Below are 19,202 nucleotides of genomic sequence, written 5' to 3'. Positions count from 1 at the left end.
TAGTGACGCCTCTGCCGAGGTTCTGCTGATGACTGCTGTTGACCCGATTGCCGTTGGTCAAAATACCCTCCTCGAGGTACGCCAACTGAGCGTGTTTTATCGCAGTCAACCACTGCTCAGCGATGTCAGCCTCACGATTCAGCCACGACAACTGGTGACGTTGATCGGTGCCTCTGGATCTGGTAAGAGCTTACTGTTAAGCTGTTTGAACCGCTTTATTGAACTTTTTCCGAATCTCCATGTGACTGGCGAAATTCGCTATCGGCAGCACGCCCTCAAGGAGTGGCATGCATCGCAACTGCGCTCTCGTATGCCGATGATTTTCAGCAGACCGAGTCTCTTTCCAAAATCAATCTATGAAAATGTCGCCTTTGGTGCTCGGGTGCATGGCTATCAAGGGGATCTCGATGCCCTTGTGCAATCTTCCTTGGAACAGGTGAATCTGTGGCAAACTCTGAAGAATCATTTGGGCGAGCCGGCACTAGAGCTATCCCTAGAGCAGCAACAACGCCTTTGTCTGGCGCGGGCGATCGCCCTGCAACCGGAGATTCTGTTACTGGATGACCCCTGTATGGGGCTTGATACTGCTGCAACCCGCCGCATGGAGGAGTGTCTGTGTCACCTCAAACAAACCTACACCCTGATTATGGCAACCCATCACCTACGACAGGCAGCGCGGATTTCTGACTGGACAGCCTTTTTAGCCCTGCAACCCAATCGTCAGGGGCAGACAGTGGGACAACTGATTGAGTACGCCCCCACGCGCTTACTTTTTCAAAGGCCACAGCATCCCTTAACCCGCGATTATGTCAGTGGTCGTTTCTAATAATTCCCACTGGGCAGCAGTTTGGCAATGAACCCGTGTAGAATTGGGGTGTAAAAGCTAACCTAAATGTAGAGGCAGCTAGCTTTTTTGGCTTTACTCTGGGAAGTAGAGACAAGCGATGGGGACCTTAATCTTAGGTTGGTTGGATCGGCAGTGGAATAGAGCATCATTTGTATGATTATCTGTTCCGAGTGTTTTCATCCCAATCCCGTTGGTGCTGTTCAATGTGAAGCGTGCTTTTCGCCCATGCCCAGTATGACTCCTTGTCCAAATTGTGGTGCCCCAGTTCAACCAGAGGCTAGTTTTTGTGGCCAGTGTGGTTTCAATCTGCGTCGCATTGCCGTCAGCGCACCCCCAATGCCAGAGGTGATGCAACACACAGCCAGTGCTGCCCCCACAGCCGCTGCCCATCAAGGCCGCCTGACAACGCTACCCCCGCCGCCCCCACCACCGGCCCATGTCTTCTCCGTTGAGATTGCCACCATTGAAGCCAAGCTGATTCATGTGCAAACTCGTACAGAACTGCAAATTCCCACCGGGCGTCCCGTCATTCATATTGGCAAGCCCAATGATCGCATTCCCCCCGATATTGATGTGGCTGGTTTCCCCAACTCAGAAATTGTCTCCCGTATCCACGCAGATCTGCGGATTGAGGGGGATGCCCACTATATTGAAGATGTGGGCAGTGCCAATGGAACTTACATTAACAATACTCCCCTTTATCCGGGCAATCGTCACCGCCTGCAGTCGGGCGATCGCATTGCCTTAGGGAAGGGAGATTTAGTCACTTTTATCTATGAACGCATCTCCTAGTTCTTTAGAGTGTATTCAGGTACGAAGAGGCGGTTAGACAACGTGATTACATTGACATTACTCCATCCTGTTCAAGCCACCCCAGTCCAAAGCTGGACCTTTGAGAATGAAAATGTCATCCGTATTGGCCGAGCAGTCGATAATCATGTCGTGCTCTATAGCGCGGTGGTGTCGCGTCACCATGTGGAACTCCGTCGTAATGGCTTGCAATGGGAAGTGGTCAATCTTGGCACCAACGGCACCTACTTGGATGGCAAACGCATTCAGCAGGCAACCTTGATGGATGGCGGCATCCTGCGCTTGGCACGCTCTGGACCCAATATTCAAATTCGCCTCGGTTCTGATCAGCGTCCTGCCACTCCCAATGCCCGCATGGAAACGTTGCCCGAAGGTCGCTTGGTGGATGTTGAGAAGGGCACCTATTCAGGGGAAGAAGAAGCCATTGGCACAGCCGCCGAACCCACCTCCCGTGCTGAAGAAAGCACCCCCACCTCCAGTAGTAGCAGTGCCACCGCCGAAGAGGAGGAAGAGGCTGAGTTTGCGGTGACAGGCCAACTACCGGTTCATTTACTCAGCGAGTGGCGTGCTCCCCCCGATTGCCAGCACAACCATGCCCAAGAGAACGATGTTTTTTGCATTGACTGCGGTGTGCCTCTGCGCGTCTGGAAAACCCTCGGCAACTACCAGATTATTCGTGCCCTTGGTCAAAGCAACATTTATTTGGGCTGGCGCAGTGGCTTAACGGCAGTGATTAAGGGACATAGTCTTGCGGCGTCACGCAACGAAATCCGTGCCTTTCAGCGCCAAGCGCGGCAATTGTGCAAAATCGAGCATCCGGTCTTACCCCAGTTTTGGGAGGCCTTTCAGTGCGGCAGCGATTCCTACTTGGTCTCAGAAATGATCTATGGTCAATCCCTAAAACAGCGGGTTCAGGAACAAGGGCCAATGAACGTGATTGAGGTCAGTCGTTGGCTGATTCCTGTGTGTGAATTGCTTGAGGTGCTGCACCAGCAAGACCCCCCTGTGTTGCATTTGCACATTCGTCCGTCCAATCTTATTCATCCCTACGTTAAGCGGGAAACAACCAATCTAGTGCTTGTGGGCTGGGGCAAAGCCTCTGTCTTGACCTCTGACTCAGGGACATTTATTGGGACAGTGGGCTATTCGGCGCCAGAACAGCAGGAGGGAAAACCCGAACCCGCTTCAGATCTATTTGCCTTGGGGGCAACGATGGTGTACTTGCTCACGGGCTATGAACCGGAGACCTATTTCCGCTGGGGCACCCGTGAATATCGTCTCTATGCCGAGGACATTCCCCATTTGGATCCGCTAATGGTGGATTTAATTAACTGCTTGACCCATCCTGATCCTCGGGAACGCTATCCCAACGCCGCCGAAGTCAAGAAACGCTTGCAGGAAATTGCGACGATTACCCCCGCCGTCTCTTCAAGTGCCTCATAGAACATCAATTTTCACCAAACACTTGCACGCTTCCAGAGGGCATCAACACTAACCGCAGTAAAATCGGGCGATCGCCCCCAAAGGGACTGGCAAGGGGGCTTTGCTGTAAAGGAATTGGGGTGCGATCAATAAAGCGAACGGCTGCACCATTGAGGGGCAGCGCTTGAGCAAGGGTGCCATCGGGGTTGAGCACAATGCGGTATTCCAAACTCGTGTCTAAACTAGCCGGCGGGCGCCAACGGTCTTGAAAATAGGTTTTCACCTCCCGCAGGGTGGTTGCAGGGACGGGGGTGGTTTCGGCTGGAGGGGTGATCATTGGGGCAGGTTCAATACCGGCGGGCGCGCGGTCAGCGGGAGCTTGCACCACCACATTATTTTGATCAGGGGGTTGCGGGGGAGGTGCCTCTTGGGCAACAGGGGGCGGGGGTGGCACGATCGCTGGGGGCGGCATTTCTGGCGGCGAGGGCAGCGGCACAAGGGTAGATGTTTCAGGGGCAGCTGGCGGCGGGCTAGGTAGGGGAGCCAGTTGTGGGGTTTCCGCAGGTTCTGGCAATTCTGGCAAAGGGGATGGCATTGCTAGGGGAGGCAAGTTAGGTTCCTCACGGGTGGCCTCAGAGGAAGTGACGACGATTGAAGCGGGGGGGATGAGCCAGCGTTGGGTGACAAGGGTAAAGGCAGCAACCACACCCACGGCCACCGCTGCACTTTTGGCCCAGATTGGGATTTGAGCAACAGTTGATTGGGCGCGCCCCACCAGTTCCGGCAACGGCTCCATCACGGCAGACCAGTCATCAAGAACCGTCACCAAATCGTATAGTTCTGTCAGTTGCAGAAGAATTACCCGCCCATCGGCTAGATGGAGTTCATGTTCGAGGGGCGATCGCGATCGCAGGACAAAGCCCTCTGCGGTTACTTCTGTCGGTGTTTGGTGATGACTCAAGAAAGCCTCAATATACTCGTTGACCAGCGTTTTGAGTTGATAGAGCTGGCGATCGTTACCCTCAAAGCAGAGTTTTTCTCCGACAGCCAGTGTAAAGTGGAGCGATCGCACCGGCGCACGGCGCAGCTTCTGAGTGAAGGGCAAAAATTCAGCAGCAACATCCAATTGGCAGGTGGGTTGAGAGTAGCTGAGGGTGGTACTCATTAGACATCGGAATGGGGAAACAGGGTGGGCAATTCAGGAGCTGGTGCAGGGATTGGTTCAGGTTCCACCAACGATAGCGAGGGGGGCGCGGGAGTAGTGCGTTCTAGCAGGGTGATCCAAAGGCGACGTGCCCCTTGGGGCGTACTGTAAAAGAGCAAATCCACGAGTAAATCTAAGGCCAGTTGTGCCAATTCACGACCATCGCTGCTGTTGTCGGCCATTCGCTCTTGATACAAATTGGTGAAGCGGTCAATGTAATCCCCGAGAATGGGTTCTAAGTGGGGCGGGCGACCTTGACTCGTCTGCTGTTGCCAGCGTTCAATGGCGGTGCGGATGGTTTGCTGGTGTTGCTGCGCTAAGCGGGTGCAGATCAAGGCCAAGGCACGGGCTTCATCCACATCCAATTTGCGTCGCCCATTACGACCTCGCCGCAGGGGACTTGATTGCCGCAGTCGCCATAACCCCACGCGATCGGGCAAATAGGCCTCAAACCCCATGGCTTCTGCCAATGCCAGTACCTCTGCCGAACCCACATGAGCCAAGGCTTCGAGACTCAGCAAAATCAGGTCAATTTGTGCCTTGATGGGCAGGGAAGAGGTCATCGTGCCACCTTATGCAGCGGTTAAACCCAACATTGCGCGTAACGTCAATGCCACAAATGTGAGGAGTCCCACCATGAGGCCAATAAGGGCGATCGCGCTCAGCGGACGCTTCAAAAGAGGCACCAATGGCTCAACGACATTCCACACTACGCCCAATAGAACCGTAACAAAATACCGTTGGTAGCGCAGGACATTTTCCCAAAAGCCATCCATTGATTGATGCTCCTAACTTGGTGACGCCAGTGGGCTTGAAATTGCTTTCATGATACTACTCCTGCGGAGACTCTAGGGAAGCACCACCCTTGGCCTATACCATAGGCACATAACTAGACGGCAGCACAAAGCCCTCCCGACTCACAACGGCACGGGTCAGTTCTTGGTAGGTGTGTTGCAACTGCTCTAACAGGCCTAGAGGAATAAGATGAGCACCCTCAAAGGCAGCAATCAACTCGCGGTAGTACCAAAGAACCCCCTCTCGACCCGCCCGAAAACGTGCCCAAACATCACCACCAATGTTGCCATAGTCTCTAAGAATGCACAGTAGGTTGTGCAATTTATCACTGGCGGAGACCAGTTGAGTGTCGCGATCGGCAGTGGTGCCCTGTTGAATGTGTTTGATATAGGCTAGTTTGCGAGTTGCCCAAGGCAATTTTGCATCTCCTTCTAGGGTATTGGCCACTGAATCAGAACAGGCGCGGACAATTGCAGCAACGCGATCGCCATAACGCTCACGAATAGCCTCTAGGGTCAGTAGTCCCCCTTGATCTTCAACAGCATCATGGAGCAAGCTGGCGATCGCCACATCCTCATCGGCACCATACTCAAGGGCGATCATTGATACTGCGACTAAGTGGGAAATATAGGGCACATTTGATCCCTTGCGCGTTTGTTCACGATGCAGAACAGCGGCATACTCCAAAGCATCGAGATAACGTAGAGAGGGCATCTGCTTCACCTCAAGCATCTATTGCTATTGTGCGACAGCTCTTTTCTGAAATGTGGCGTACATGAAGGGGATGCGATTCTCTTCTGTACCGGTTTTCAGAGTTTTGAGTGTCTTTGTGACAAGAATGGTATGTCTCTGCCTGCTGCCAGAAAGTATCACTGGAGAATCACTGATGAGCATTCATGAGAGCTTAGCGATCATCCTTGACTGGATGAGAAACCATGCGCCAAACGTCCTAGAAGGACTGAACCCACCCGCTAGTGCTGCTGAAATTGCCAGAGTGGAGTCTGCCATTGGCCTACCACTGCCCCCCTGCTTCAAAGAATTCCTCAGTCTGCACAATGGCGAATCTGGTATAGTCGGGGCACTACTTGGAGATGGGAATAAGCTCCTCTCCTGCGATGACATCATCCAGCAATACGAACTAGATCAAGACATTGGCCGCAGTTGCCAAGACCCTGATTTCTTTAGCATTTCCTTTTGGAAGAATCGGGTGGCTTCCCAAGTTATTTTTATCAAAGGGGCGGTGAAACCGTTGATTTATTATCCCCACTGGATTCCAATTACTTGTATGAATGGTGACATTCTGCGATACATTGACCTTGACCCCGCGCCCACAGGGACGATCGGGCAGGTGATCGAGGTTTGTGATGAAAACTGTAGCTATGAAGTTCTTGCCAATTCCTTTGAAGAGTTACTCAGTCACGATGCTCAGCAGTTGATCGCAGGTGACTATCAATTCAATCCAGAGTATGAAGAAGTCATGCTTCAAACCCCCAAAAATATACTGGAGTGGGAAATGCCAGACTGGCTGGCACGCTTGGCTTAAGGGAGAATCACAATGTACTTATCATATTTAGATCACATTATAAAGATTTGTTAGCAAATTGAATTGCTTATTGTTGTCAAGGATAATTTTGTTGGATATGCCTCTGAGCGCGCTCCCTGCATAGCGGCTTCCCATGGGTAATGAAGCAAATACGGAACAGAAAATTATCCTACCGTTGCTCAAGCAGTGGGGCTATCAGTCTTCTGAGTATCAAGCCAAACCTCGAATTGGAAAAGGCTACCCTGATTTTTTGGTGGCCTTACCGATGGCGGGCGATCGCCCCCTGAACTATCTGATCATTGAGGTGAAAACCCCAGCGCAGTCCCGGCTGACGGGTGGCCAGCAATTGAGGTACTACATGGAAGCAGCGCAGGCTGTTTTTGGGTTACTCACCAATGGCCGAGAATACCACCTTTTGTATCAAAATCCCCTTAGAGAACCACTTCAGCAGGTGACATGTGCTTCAGGGATCCTCGATCAACAAACCATTCAGAAACTGACTAAAATTTTACACCGCTCTGCAGCCGCTGCTCTAGTGACTGCCTTAACCCAGCAAAGGCTCAAAGTCTATCATTATTTTGAAAAGGCACTTGCAAAGAGTTTTTCTATCTCCTCAACCACTTCTAAGGAGTCACCCATGATCATTACCGTCTTTAATCACAAGGGGGGCGTTGGCAAAACAACGCTAACCCTCAATCTTGGTGCTGCCTTTGCCACGATGGGTAAGCGAGTTCTCTTGATTGATATTGACCCACAGTCTAACTTAACCATTGGCGTCGGCATTAACCCCCTCAAAGATGTAGAAGAGCAAGGCAAGAAGGATATTGCTGACCTATTGCTAGAGCCAAAGGTTGGCCTAGAAGATGTGGTCTATCAAAGAGCTTGGGGCAACCTACACCTTGACATTGTTCCCGCCCACATTCGCCTAGCTGACAAGGAACCCGCACTCATCAGCACGATTGATATTGATCGAGTATTACAACGAAAACTCAAAAATCATGGCTATGACATTGTGCTGATTGATCCACCACCCGCCTTTGGTAAAGTCAATGCCATTGCTTTAATGGCGTCTGATGGGGTACTCATACCGACGCAATTTGCCCCCTACCCTATACGGGCAATAGAGTACGTTCTAGCCCGCCTTGAGGCCATGAGGGATGCCATGGAAACTCCGCCTCGACCCCTTGGAATCGCTGTGAGTATGTATAATCGTACAACATCGGCAGCTAACTATGAGATGAAAGAGAAGTTGTCGAATATTCTTGAAAAAGCAGCCAATGGCAGACAGACCGTGCAAATTCTACCCGAATCAACATGGATTGCACACCGAGTTGTGATGTTGCGAGCCACAGAGTCTCAGCAACCGATATTTAGTAGAAAATTTTATGAAGAATTAGATCGATCAGATAAAGAATCGATTGATGATTTAACGACTTCATTTGAAAATTTAGCTCGCTATCTTTTTACTCAGGCATCATAGAGTATGAGTCACTCCAATCGCATCTCGAAGCACCTCGGCTTACATCAGACACATCAGGGTCAGATTCATATTGATTATCTGACAGTACCAGAGACCTACCCCAAAGACTTATTCTCTGCTTCACCACAACTGATCCGTGAAGACTTAGATAAATATAAAACCAACCTCATCCCCCTCATTATTCGTCCAGTCACTACACCAGAAGGTGAGACAGCGTATGAAGTTGTCTTCGGCAAGGAGATAGTTGAATTTGCCCGTGAATTGGGTATCCATCAATTATGGGCATCAAGAATTGAGCTTGAAGATGAAGAAGTTCTAACCTTCCAAGAAAGATTCAAATCTATCTTGCAAATAAATTCTAAAGATGATGGTTCTTATTCACAAAAATCAGAGAGAAGTAACTTAGTTGATCAAGATTCCCAATCAGTTATGAAATTATTTTCTGAGTTACAGAAGAGCTTAAATGACCAAAATAAGGCTATTGTAAATTTTCTAGAAAAAATTTTCCAAGAATTGGATAATCTGAAAAGCAAATTTAGTGAATTGCAGCAACATATCTCTAAAGAGACAAAGACTAATCCCAATCCACAAAAATCTGTGCGCATCAACTCCTATAAAAACGCTAAGAATCTTGCCAAGAGTGTTCCGAGGTTAGAGCTTAAAGAAGCTGAAAAAATTATTCAAGAAATTAAACAGGGTAGAAAATTTAAGTCTATTGATGAGTTGAAGACAATCGCACCATCAGGCCGCTGGGATGAAGTTAGCATCTCATTTGGGTAGAGCTTTCTGCAATACAGCCCTTGTATAGCCATTTCGAAAGGAGATGAGATATTTTCAAGAGGGATAGGCTATACTCAAAGCGTCATGAATGTTACTCAAGAATATGAGCTATAGCTTGGACTTATTCGTGATCAGAACATGGCAGTTTGTATTCATAAGTGCTGGTACAGATTTTATTGAGTCTTTTACTTAGTATAGCCTAATCCTTGTCAAAATTAGGTTTCCTGCCTCGCTGATGGCGACAATTTGGCGATCGCGCCCAAACAAGGCACATCCCACCTGTAATGACCGTCTGATGGGAGCAGCACAATGGGCATGGATATAGGTAATGGCGCGCTCATCAATGCGGTTGGCAATGTGGCTGAGAATCTCAGGTAAGGCTTGGGGAGCCATTGTTGCTAAAAATTTGAGGGCAGCCTCAACCGTTGGTGCTTGCCACACCTGATGCAGAATCTCTGGGTCTAAGCCTGCAAGGGCACAAAAGGCGGTGAGAATTTCTTGGCGAGCATCCGCAAGGTGGTGATGGGTATGGAAAATGCCGCCAGCGAGTTTAATTAATTTGCCGTGGTAACCCAAGAGGAGCAACTGTTGAACCTTGTGTTGAGCAGCGGCCACCAGCATTGGCCCTAGCCAATTGGCAGTTTTTACACACAGGGAAGGGGGAATCTGGAGTTGTTGGGCTACCTGAAGGCCGTTCTCGCCAATACAAAAGACGAGGATGGGAGATTTTGCTGCTTTCTGGGCTAAGTCCTCGCGATAGCGCTCCAGTTGCTCCGAGGCTGTGAGGGGTTGTGCTAAGGCAGTGGTTCCCAGTAGGGAGAGTCCCTCAACAATGCCAAAGGCCGCATTGGAGGTGCGCTCTGCTAAGTCTTTCCCTTGGGGCAGGAGAATCGTGACGGCGATCGCCCGCTCCTTAGGACAATAGAGCAACAGGTTAGTGGTTAACAACAAGCGGGCATAGCGATAGATAGCTGCCTCGCCCGTGGCGCGATCGCGCCCCACCCCAAAGCCCCCCTCAATGTGAATTTTGGGAGCAGTTGCAGGGTCTTGCCAGCGCACCCAAGCCCAGATCGGGGTATGGCGGGTGAGATCAAGGGCATCACTCGGTTCACTGTAGGTAATGGCCAAGGCCTGCTGATCATCTAAGGATGCCCCTTGGGCAATCCTAAAGGTTTCACAGCGATTGGGGCGTAGCAGCGCAAGGGTGATTTCCTTGGGACAGGTTCCTTCCGTGAGGCAACGCAATGCCGCCACCGCCGCCGCCGCCGCAAAAACTGGTAGCGTATAACCCACGGGTGTTAAGTAGTTAACTGAGCCAAACTAGTGCGAGCCGCTTCGGCAACCGCTTCCGCAGCATCAGTGGTCAACTGTTCCAGCAGGGGGCGAGTCTCTGGAGTGCCAATTTGGCCAAGGGCGATCGCTAGCCGATGGCGGACTTGCCAATCGGGATACTCGACAAACTGCCGCAGATGGACAATGCTTTCTGGTTGTTTCAGTTCACCCAGGGAACCAATGGCGGCTAATTTCACCAATTCTTGGGGATTATTGAGGGCTTCCGTGAGCAGCCCAACAGCAGCAGGATTGCCTAGGGCACCCAAGGCGGCAATGATACTAAACTGCAACAGCCAATCATCGGTACTGTGGTAGGCCGTTTCTAAATCTTCAAGGGCAAAGGGAACTTGCAGGGCAGCCATGGCATCGGCTGCGGCAGCACGGACATCCGTTTCGCTGTCATGGAGCAGGCGATCGCGCAACAGGTCATGGGCTTGATTGAGATTGACGTGCCCAAGGCTGGCAATTTGACTCACCGCAGCGTAGCGGACACGGGAATTTTCATCTTGGCTGAGGGGTTGAATGAGCCGAAAGGCATCGTTGGGGTCAAGGCTACGCAGTTGATTGATGCCCCGCAGGCGATCGCCCACATCCGCTGAGGTAATGAGTTCCTGAATTGCTGCTATGTCCACGCTAATATTCTCCACCTGATTCCTTTGATCCTACTTGCTGGCGTTACCCACAAAAAAGGGCAGAGCGATCGCGGCTTCAATTCTCTGCCCTCAGCTTAGGCGTTGTCACTGGGTTGTGCACTCTAGGCCTGTTGTTCAGCCTCAGCAATTTGCAGCATCGTCTTCAGGACGGAGTCGGGGTTGAGGCTAATGGAGTCAATCCCTTGCGCTACCAAGAATTGAGCAAACTCAGGATAGTCACTGGGGGCTTGACCACAGATGCCAATTTTGCGCCCCTTGGCCTTCGCCGTTTGAATCGCTTGCGCCACCATGCGTTTGACCGCTTCATTGCGTTCATCAAACAGGTGCGCCACCAAGGCCGAATCGCGATCCAACCCCAGCGTGAGTTGCGTCAGGTCATTGGAGCCAATGGAGAAGCCATCAAAGACCTCGGCAAAGGCATCCGCCAACACCACGTTGCTGGGGAGTTCGCACATCACATAGACTTGCAGACCATTTTCCCCTTGCTTCAGCCCATGTTTGGCCATCTCTGCCAGTACTCGCCGTCCTTCCTCTGGGGTACGACAGAAGGGAATCATCAGAATCACGTTCGTCAGCCCCATCTCATCGCGGACTTTCTTCATGGCGCGGCATTCAAGGGCAAAGCCTTCGGCATAGTTGGGGTCGTAGTAACGGGAAGCGCCCCGCCAGCCAATCATTGGGTTTTCTTCATGGGGTTCAAACTGGCGACCGCCCAAGAGGTTGGCGTACTCATTGCTTTTGAAGTCGGACATGCGCACGACCACAGGCTTGGGATAAAAGGCGGCAGCGATCGCCCCAATCCCCTGAGCCAATTTATCAACAAAGTATTCCGCCTTGTCGGTGTAGTTTTGAGTCAGCTCGGCAATTTTCAGCTTTGCCACCTCATCGGTCAACTCATCGTAGTGGAGCAATGCCAAGGGGTGCGCCTGAATGTGGTTGGCGATAATAAACTCCATGCGTGCCAACCCCACCCCATCATTGGGGATTGCCGCCAAGCTAAAGGCCTCTTCTGGGTTACCCACATTCATCAAGATTTGGGTGCGGGTCCGCGGCAGATTTTCCAGAGCCACTTCCTCCACATGGAAGGGCAGTAATCCCTGATAGACGTGCCCCTCTTCCCCTTCAGCACAGGAAACTGTGACCTCAACACCATTGGGGATGGTTTCGGTGGCATCGCCACAACCGACAATGGCAGGAATGCCCAACTCACGGGCAATAATCGCCGCATGGCAAGTGCGTCCCCCCTGATCGGTGACAATGGCACTGGCTTTTTTCATGATGGGCTCCCAGTCGGGATCCGTGCGATGGGTCACCAGCACTTCCCCCGCTTGGAACTGATCGATATTGCGGACATTGAGAATGACGCGGGCACGGCCTTGGCCAATCATTTCGCCAACTGCCCGACCTGTGGCGAGCAACGTCCCTTTTGCTTCAAGATGGTAGCTGCGCAGGACATTCGTGGCTTTTTGGGATTGGACGGTTTCGGGGCGGGCTTGGACGATAAAGAGTTCACCCGTGAGGCCATCCTTTGCCCACTCAATATCCATCGGTGTATAGGTACCCCGCAGAGCAGAGTAGTGCTCCTCAATGAGGCAGGCCCAGCGGGCTAGGGTGAGGATTTCTTCGTCGCTGAGGGCAAATTGTTTCCGCAGTGGCTCAGGCACGGGTTCATTGCGGGTGAGCTTCGTCCCGCCAAGGGCATAGACCATGCGGATTTCCTTGGTACCGAGGGCTTTTTTCAAGATGGGTTTATAGCCCGCCTTCAAGGTTGGCTTAAAGACAAGGTATTCATCGGGGTTGACGGCACCTTGGACAACGTTTTCACCCAAGCCATAGGCGGCAGTAATCAGCGCTGTGTCCTTAAAGCCTGTTTCCGTGTCAATGGAGAACATTACCCCAGAGCAGGCCAAGTCGGAGCGCACCATTTTTTGCACCCCCACCGACAGGGCCACATTGAAGTGGTCAAAGCCTTTGATCTGGCGGTAGGAGATCGCCCGATCCGTAAAGAGTGAGGCAAAGCAGCGATGACAGGCATCGAGAACGCCCTTGAGACCATGGACATTGAGGTAGGTTTCCTGCTGACCGGCAAAGCTAGCATCGGGCAAATCTTCAGCGGTGGCACTGGAGCGAACCGCCACGTCCGTATTTGGGCCATAGCGATCGCACATTTTTTGGTAGGCGGCAGCAATCGCATCCGTCAATTCTTGGGGAAACGGCGTGTGCAAAATTAGCGAGCGAATCGCTTGCCCCACGCGGTGGAGTTCTGTGACATCCTCGACATCGAGACCTTCAAGGAGCCGCCGCAGTTGGGTATCAAGATTTCCCGCTTGAATAAAGTAACGGTAGGCATAGGCCGTGGTCGCAAAACCATCGGGGACATTAATGCCTTTGGGCGTCAGTTGTTGGAGCATTTCCCCCAAAGAAGCGTTTTTGCCCCCTACCAGTGGCAGGTCTTTGCAGCTCAAGGAATTCAGTTCTAAAACAAACGCTGTTTCCCGATGGGTCACTTCACTGGTTGGTCTAGGGATGGATTGAGTCATTGTTATGCTCCCAAACATTAAGTTTCATTGATTAAATTGCCGTTTGCTGTCCCTCTGGGGATGCAACAGCAGTGCTTGAGCCGTTAAAGTTTTGAGTGTCTTTGGCTCCCTTTGCTATCGTGAATCTGTGAATCACCTAACTGCACGCAATTCCCAAGTCAGAATTGTCCGTTGACAAACGCAGGCTGCTCCTTTGCTCAAACACTGGGTAAAGCACGCAATACATTTCCAACGGAGACTGGATAGGCAAAGTTTGCAGCGGTCATCATCTGCACGGTGGTTAAATCACAATTGCCCTATATCTCCATTCTGAAACAGACAAATTGGCTTTGTTTGTTGCTTAACAATCCCTTAAATTCGTTAGGATTCCAAATCACGATGGGTAAAGGGTTTGGCATTGGCGCCGCTATAGGTTGCCACAATGTGGCCATTCCCCACCAGTTGGTATTTGTAGGTAACTAATCCCTCTAGCCCCACCGGGCCTCGCGGCGGTAATTTGTGGGTACTGATACCGACTTCAGCGCCAAAGCCATAGCGGAAGCCATCGGCAAAGCGGGTGGAGCAATTGTGAAAAACGCCAGCGGCATCCACCTCTTGCAGAAAACGGGCGGCGGCGGCAGCATCCTCGGTAACAATGGCTTCAGTGTGCCCCGATCCATAGGTGGCAATGTGATCCAGCGCGGCATCGAGATCGGGAACGACTTTGATGGAGAGGATCAAATCGCAGTATTCTGTCGCCCAGTCGGCTTCACTGGCAAGGGTCATGGGCACGAGGTGGCAGGCGATCCCGTCCCCCCGCAATTCCACCCCTGCTTTCTCAAGGGCAGCAGCCACTTTGGGTAAAAAGGCTTCGGCAATGCCCCGATGGACAAGAAGCGTCTCAATGGCGTTACAGGCGGCAGGGTACTGGGTTTTGGCGTCGAGGGCAATGGCGATCGCCTTCTCCAGATCCGCAGCGACATCCACATAGAGATGACACAGACCATCGGCGTGCCCCAGCACAGGAATCCGCGTGTTGTTCTGGATATAACGTACAAATTCATTGGAACCCCGCGGAATGATCAGATCAACCCATTGATCGAGTTGCAGCAATTCCGTAATTTCTGCCCGCCGCATCAGGAGGGCGATCGCCCCAGCGGGCACTGCCGACTTCTCTAGCCCTCTGTGAATGGCCTGCATAATCGCTTGGCAAGAGCGACTCGCCTCCTGTCCTCCCTTGAGAATGGCGCCATTCCCCGATTTAATTGCCAAGGAAGCGATCTGCACGACGGCATCGGGACGCGCTTCAAAAATTACCCCCAGCACCCCCAAAGGGCAGGTGACGCGACTGAGAATTAAGCCTGTATCCAATTCGCGATGGAGTTGGCGCTGACCTAGAGGATCCGCAAGGGCCGCCACTTGACGCACCCCGGCGATCGCCGCCGCTAGTTTACTGGGACTCAGTTCCAACCGCGCATAGAGAGAAGGATTGAGCTGATTGGCCTTGGCCTGCTCACAGTCGGCAGCATTGGCCGCCAGAATCTCCTCCCGCGCCGCCTCAAGGGCACAGGCTACCTGTTCTAAGGCATCATTGCGGGCAGTGGCATCCAGCGTCGCCAACAGACGCGCCTGCTCATGAACTTCTTTGACCCGTTGCACGAGGGGAGAATCGGTCATAGGGATTGTCAATTCCAAAGACGTATCAAGGGCGATCGTACGCCAAATTGTCCCGCACTTGTGGTAGGTTAACGGCAATTGCGTTGCCCTAGAATTGGCCAAAAAACAGGTTCAGGAGGATCATGCGAATTCTATTTGTTGCTGCTGAGGCGGCACCGCTGGCGAAAGTGGGGGGCATGGGAGATGTGGTGGGTTCCCTGCCCAAGGTGTTACGCCGCATGGGACATGATGTGCGTATCTTTATGCCCTACTATGGCTTCTTGCCCGATAAGGTGGAGATCCCCAAGGATCCCATCTGGATTGGCCATGCCATGTTTCAGACGTTCCATGTCTATGAAACCGTGTTGCCGGGGTCGGATGTTCCCCTTTACCTGTTTGGCCATCCCTGCTTTAATCCCCGCCGCATCTACTACGGTGAGGATGAGGACTGGCGGTTCACCTTCTTTGCCAATGGGGCAGCAGAATTTGCTTGGAACTACTGGAAGCCCCAGATTATCCATTGCCACGATTGGCACACGGGAATGATCCCAGTGTGGATGCATCAGGATCCCGACATTACCACTGTGTTTACAATCCATAACTTGGCCTATCAAGGGCCTTGGCGGTGGCGCCTCGAGCAAATTACTTGGTGTCCGTGGTACATGCAGGGGCACAATACGATGGCGGCAGCCGTGCAGTATGCCGATCGCGTCAATACGGTTTCGCCCACCTACGCCGAACAGATTAAAACCCCCGAATATGGTGAAAAATTGGAAGGGCTGCTGTCGTTTATTAGTGGCAAGCTCTCCGGCATTCTCAATGGTATTGATACAGAGGTCTTTGATCCCAGTACCGATCGCGCCCTTGTGCAAAACTACACCGTAGATACCCTTGAGCGGCGTAAGGCCAACAAAATTGCGCTCCAAGAGGAACTGGGGTTGGAGGTGAACTCCGGTGCTTTCTTGGTGGGGATGGTCACCCGCTTGGTGGAGCAAAAGGGGTTGGATCTGTTGATTCAGGTGCTGGATCGCTTTTTGGCCTACACCGATAGCCAGTTTGTCCTCTTGGGAACGGGCGATCGCTACTACGAAACCCAAATGTGGCAAATTGCCTCACGGTTTCCGGGGCGCTGTAGTGTCCAGTTGCTCTACAGTGATGTCCTGTCGCGGCGGATCTATGGCGGTGCCGATGCCTTCATTATGCCGAGCCGATTTGAACCCTGTGGCATTGCCCAAATGATTGCCCTGCGCTATGGCTGTGTACCAATTGTGCGCCGTACCGGTGGCCTTGTGGATACCGTCTTTCACCATGACCCCGAGAAGCAAACGGGAACGGGCTACTGCTTTGACCGCTATGAACCCCTTGACTTCTACACCTGTCTAGTGCGGGCTTGGGAAGGGTATCGCTACAAACGGGAGTGGCACACCCTCCAGCAGCGGGGTATGCGCGAGGACTTTAGCTGGACAAAATCAGCACTAGCCTACAATGCCCTCTATAACTCCATTTATGGCTTGCCGCCGGAGACCATGCCCAATCCTAGGCCAACCCTAGTACCGGCAACGACCTGATCCTCAGGACGATGTAATGTGTGGTCATTATTGCCTACGAGTACATTGATCCCCTCTGGCAGCCCCTACCCGATCCCCAAGTGTGGGGGCAGGAGATTGACCACTGGGTACTGGATGCGGAGGCTGCTCGGCCGCAGTTGCGGTACTGGTTGCAGCGGTTAGCACCGGGCTATTGGCTGTTGCACCAATTAAGTGCCCTTGGCCAAACGGTGATGGAAGTGAGCGATCGCCTGCGGCAACTGGAGGCAGCGGGTATTACCGTGATTGCCCTAGCCGAAGGCTACGTGAGCGATCGCCCCCCCAGTGGCGATCAACTCTTAGCCCTTTGGGATCAGGTAAAGCAGCAACTCCACCAGCAAACCCTCTGCCACAGCCATGCCCGCAATCGTCTCAAGCACCGTCCGCCGCCGGGTCGTGCTCCCTATGGCTATCGCCGCGGCAAAGAGCACTATGTCATTGATCGAGCGGCAGCCGTTGTCGTCAAGGATTTTGTCGAGCATTTTCTCCTCTATGGCTCCCTCAGTGCGGCGGTGCGCTTTATTGCCACCACCCACCACAAGCAGATTAGCGTAGCGACCGGTCGGCGCTGGTTGACCCACCCCGTCTATCGCGGCCATCTCTACTACCAAGGGAAAACGGTGATTCCCCAGACCCATGCCCCCCTGATTGCCCCCGATGAAGCGGCTCAGGTGGATCGGCTGTTGCGACGCCAACGCTCTCTGCCTCGTCGCAGTGCCAGTGCCCCCCATCCTCTGGCGGGATTGGTGATTTGCCGCCAATGTCAGCAACGCTTTGGCCGGACTCAGGTGCAACCCTACCGCCAACCGAGCCAATATGCCTATTTGCGTCCCCTCCACTGTCCCCTCTCCCCCAAGTGTCGCAGCATTCCCTACGACGCGGCTTTGGCTGCTGTGATTGATCAAATTGCTGAGCGCCTGCCGCCCGCGATCGCCCAACTGTCGCTGCTGCCGCCACCGCTGACGGCTCAACTGCAAGCAATTGAAACCCAACTGCACCGCCTTGCCGAACTAGAAGCCCAAGGCCTCTTGGATCCCGAAACCGCTCAACTGCGCCGCTATAAACTGGCTGGGGAACGGGCACAACTTGAAGCACAGCAGGCGCAATTGCCTCCTAGCAATCTTGTGCAACTAGCGGTGACCCTTGGTCAGCCGCAATTTTGGTACCAACTCTCGGCAGCGGAGCAACGGTTTTATCTACGGGAATTTTTGCGGGCGATCGAGGTGACCAGCCGCCCCTGCCAGCCTTGGTCGATCCATCTGCAATTTATTTGGGAATCCCCCATTGGCAGTACTGCTTAGCCATTTCTAGCTGAGTTTTTAGTCACAAAAGACCAATCGCCATAGCGGCAAGTTGCAACTCAGAATTGCTGAAATACAAAGGCTAGTTTATAGATAGATAAAAAACACAGATAACAAGTCACAGGTGTAAGGGGTTATGACGATTGAACTCAGCGATCGCCAAAAGCAAATTCTGGGCGCCACCATTAACCATTACATTGCCACCGCAGAACCTGTTGGCTCAAAGGCGATCGCCACGGAATACAACCTCAACGTCAGCCCGGCCACGGTGCGCAATACGATGCTGCTCCTCGAAAAAAGTGGCCTGCTTTACCAACCCCACACCTCCGCAGGGCGGGTGCCCTCTGATTCTGGCTATCGCGTCTATGTGGATGAACTAATCCAGCCCATTCCCGATGTGGCTCGCAAAGCTGAGAGCCTCTTGAGTGAGCGGTTTATCTGGGGACAACAACGTCTTGAGGTGATCTTGCGGCAAGCGGCGCAGTTGCTCTCAGATCTCAGCGGTTACATTACGCTGATCACGCTGCCCAATCGTTTGGAGCGGCAGATTCGCCTCATTCAGCTGGTGGCTTTAGAGCCGCACCAAGTGATGGTCATTCTTGTTCTCGATACCTATGAAACCCAATCCGCCCTGATCCAATTGGATCAAGGGGAAGAGGATCCTGAGCTGCGGGAGCGGACTGTACAGGTGCTTACCAACTTTCTTAACCATCAGTTGCAGGGGCGATCGCTGGTGGAACTCAGTGCCATTGACTGGCAAAAACTGGATTTGGAGTTTCAGACCTACAGTCAGCAGCTTCAGACCCTACTGCGGCAGTTGAGCGATCGCTACAGCCAGCAAGGCACCTCCTTTGTCATCAGTGGTCTTGCCGATGTTCTCCAGCAGCCAGAGTTTTCCCAAGTGGAGCAGGTACAAATGCTACTGCATCTTCTCGAAGACCAACAGGATCAACTGGCTCCCTTGATCAGTAGCGACAGCCAAGCCCCCTCGCAGGTGCAAATCCGCATTGGCAGTGAAAATACCTTAGCGCCGATGCAGTCCTGTACATTGGTTTATTCCTGCTATTGCTATGGGGACTCCCCCGTGGGCAGTATTGGCATTCTAGGGCCGACGCGGATGCCCTATGCACGGATTATTCCCCTAGTGGCCACAGCGGCAGATTATCTAACCGAACAGGTGAGTCGCCGCAAGTAAGAAAATCAAAACATCAGAGAATTCTTGTGCAGTCAACGGCCGGCTTTATCATGCACAATAAACTATTGGGCTTTCCCAG

General features: G+C 52.5%; 17 protein-coding genes. 9 read left to right on the top strand and 8 right to left on the bottom strand.

All coding sequences use genetic code 11. The features are described 5' to 3' along the window. Positions 1-28: 28 nt before the first annotated feature. The 3 genes from QYC28_RS12500 to QYC28_RS12490 all read left to right on the top strand — a co-directional run bounded on the left by QYC28_RS12500 (position 29) and on the right by QYC28_RS12490 (position 3,100). Positions 29-826, top strand: coding sequence for a phosphate ABC transporter ATP-binding protein (locus QYC28_RS12500; RefSeq protein ID WP_149821321.1), 798 nt, complete (start codon positions 29-31; stop codon positions 824-826). A 174-nt stretch (positions 827-1,000) separates the two neighbouring features. After that, the gene (locus tag QYC28_RS12495; RefSeq protein WP_149821319.1) at positions 1,001-1,639 is read left to right on the top strand and encodes an FHA domain-containing protein; all 639 of its coding nucleotides are present in this window, start codon (positions 1,001-1,003) and stop codon (positions 1,637-1,639) included. 42 nt (positions 1,640-1,681) lie between these two features. Beyond that, positions 1,682-3,100, top strand: a complete 1,419-nt coding sequence (locus QYC28_RS12490; RefSeq protein ID WP_149821317.1) for a protein kinase domain-containing protein — start codon at positions 1,682-1,684, stop codon at positions 3,098-3,100. Between the two features lie 4 nt (positions 3,101-3,104). Here QYC28_RS12490 and QYC28_RS12485 read toward each other — a convergent pair whose 3' ends face one another. The 4 genes from QYC28_RS12485 to QYC28_RS12470 all read right to left on the bottom strand — a co-directional run bounded on the left by QYC28_RS12485 (position 3,105) and on the right by QYC28_RS12470 (position 5,792). Then, positions 3,105-4,244: a DUF4335 domain-containing protein gene (locus tag QYC28_RS12485; protein WP_302679582.1), complete on the bottom strand. Its 1,140-nt coding sequence runs from the start codon at positions 4,242-4,244 to the stop codon at positions 3,105-3,107. After that, entirely contained in the window at positions 4,244-4,846 is a 603-nt protein-coding gene (locus tag QYC28_RS12480) for a DUF3038 domain-containing protein (protein ID WP_149821313.1), read from the bottom strand. The genes QYC28_RS12485 and QYC28_RS12480 overlap by 1 nt, the downstream gene beginning before the upstream one ends. Positions 4,847-4,855: 9 nt before the next feature. After that, positions 4,856-5,059 carry a DUF751 family protein gene (locus tag QYC28_RS12475; RefSeq protein WP_149821311.1) on the bottom strand — a complete coding sequence of 68 codons (204 nt, stop codon included), beginning with the start codon at positions 5,057-5,059 and terminating at the stop codon, positions 4,856-4,858. A gap of 94 nt (positions 5,060-5,153) precedes the next feature. Then, positions 5,154-5,792: an HD domain-containing protein gene (locus QYC28_RS12470; RefSeq protein WP_149821309.1), complete on the bottom strand. Its 639-nt coding sequence runs from the start codon at positions 5,790-5,792 to the stop codon at positions 5,154-5,156. Positions 5,793-5,964: 172 nt separating this feature from the next. On the opposite strand from QYC28_RS12470, the gene QYC28_RS12465 reads away from it, so the two are divergent. From QYC28_RS12465 to QYC28_RS12455, 3 genes are all read left to right on the top strand, one after another. Then, on the top strand, positions 5,965-6,621 hold the full coding sequence (locus QYC28_RS12465) for an SMI1/KNR4 family protein (protein WP_302679581.1): 657 nt from the start codon (positions 5,965-5,967) through the stop codon (positions 6,619-6,621). A 175-nt stretch (positions 6,622-6,796) separates the two neighbouring features. Beyond that, a complete protein-coding gene (locus QYC28_RS12460; protein WP_255451670.1) occupies positions 6,797-8,101 on the top strand; it encodes a ParA family protein in 1,305 nt (434 codons plus the stop codon). A gap of 3 nt (positions 8,102-8,104) precedes the next feature. Beyond that, a complete protein-coding gene (locus tag QYC28_RS12455) occupies positions 8,105-8,881 on the top strand; it encodes a hypothetical protein (protein WP_302679580.1) in 777 nt (258 codons plus the stop codon). A gap of 189 nt (positions 8,882-9,070) precedes the next feature. Here the strand turns inward: QYC28_RS12455 and cbiD are convergent, their stop codons facing one another. From cbiD to QYC28_RS12435, 4 genes are all read right to left on the bottom strand, one after another. Next, complete coding sequence (cbiD, locus tag QYC28_RS12450; RefSeq protein ID WP_302679578.1) at positions 9,071-10,174, bottom strand: cobalt-precorrin-5B (C(1))-methyltransferase CbiD; 1,104 nt, start codon at positions 10,172-10,174, stop codon at positions 9,071-9,073. A 5-nt stretch (positions 10,175-10,179) separates the two neighbouring features. After that, entirely contained in the window at positions 10,180-10,845 is a 666-nt protein-coding gene (locus tag QYC28_RS12445) for a HEAT repeat domain-containing protein (protein ID WP_302679577.1), read from the bottom strand. Between the two features lie 122 nt (positions 10,846-10,967). Continuing rightward, positions 10,968-13,406, bottom strand: coding sequence for a phosphoenolpyruvate synthase (ppsA, locus tag QYC28_RS12440; RefSeq protein WP_302679576.1), 2,439 nt, complete (start codon positions 13,404-13,406; stop codon positions 10,968-10,970). Positions 13,407-13,766: 360 nt separating this feature from the next. Continuing rightward, on the bottom strand, positions 13,767-15,062 hold the full coding sequence (locus QYC28_RS12435) for a glutamate-5-semialdehyde dehydrogenase (protein WP_302679575.1): 1,296 nt from the start codon (positions 15,060-15,062) through the stop codon (positions 13,767-13,769). 122 nt (positions 15,063-15,184) lie between these two features. Here QYC28_RS12435 and glgA point away from each other — a divergent pair, with 122 nt between their 5' ends. The 3 genes from glgA (at position 15,185) to hrcA (ending at position 19,123) form a co-directional block, all read left to right on the top strand. After that, positions 15,185-16,609, top strand: a complete 1,425-nt coding sequence (gene glgA / locus QYC28_RS12430; RefSeq protein WP_286668763.1) for a glycogen synthase GlgA — start codon at positions 15,185-15,187, stop codon at positions 16,607-16,609. Between the two features lie 20 nt (positions 16,610-16,629). Continuing rightward, positions 16,630-17,928: a recombinase family protein gene (locus QYC28_RS12425; RefSeq protein WP_149821291.1), complete on the top strand. Its 1,299-nt coding sequence runs from the start codon at positions 16,630-16,632 to the stop codon at positions 17,926-17,928. A 136-nt stretch (positions 17,929-18,064) separates the two neighbouring features. After that, on the top strand, positions 18,065-19,123 hold the full coding sequence (gene hrcA / locus QYC28_RS12420) for a heat-inducible transcriptional repressor HrcA (RefSeq protein WP_302679574.1): 1,059 nt from the start codon (positions 18,065-18,067) through the stop codon (positions 19,121-19,123). The last annotated feature ends 79 nt before the right edge of the window (positions 19,124-19,202 follow it).

This window comes from Thermosynechococcus sp. HY596 (assembly GCF_030518715.1).
In the GTDB taxonomy this organism is placed as follows: Bacteria; Cyanobacteriota; Cyanobacteriia; order Thermosynechococcales; family Thermosynechococcaceae; genus Thermosynechococcus.
This window is presented reverse-complemented; position numbering and strand designations above follow the sequence as displayed.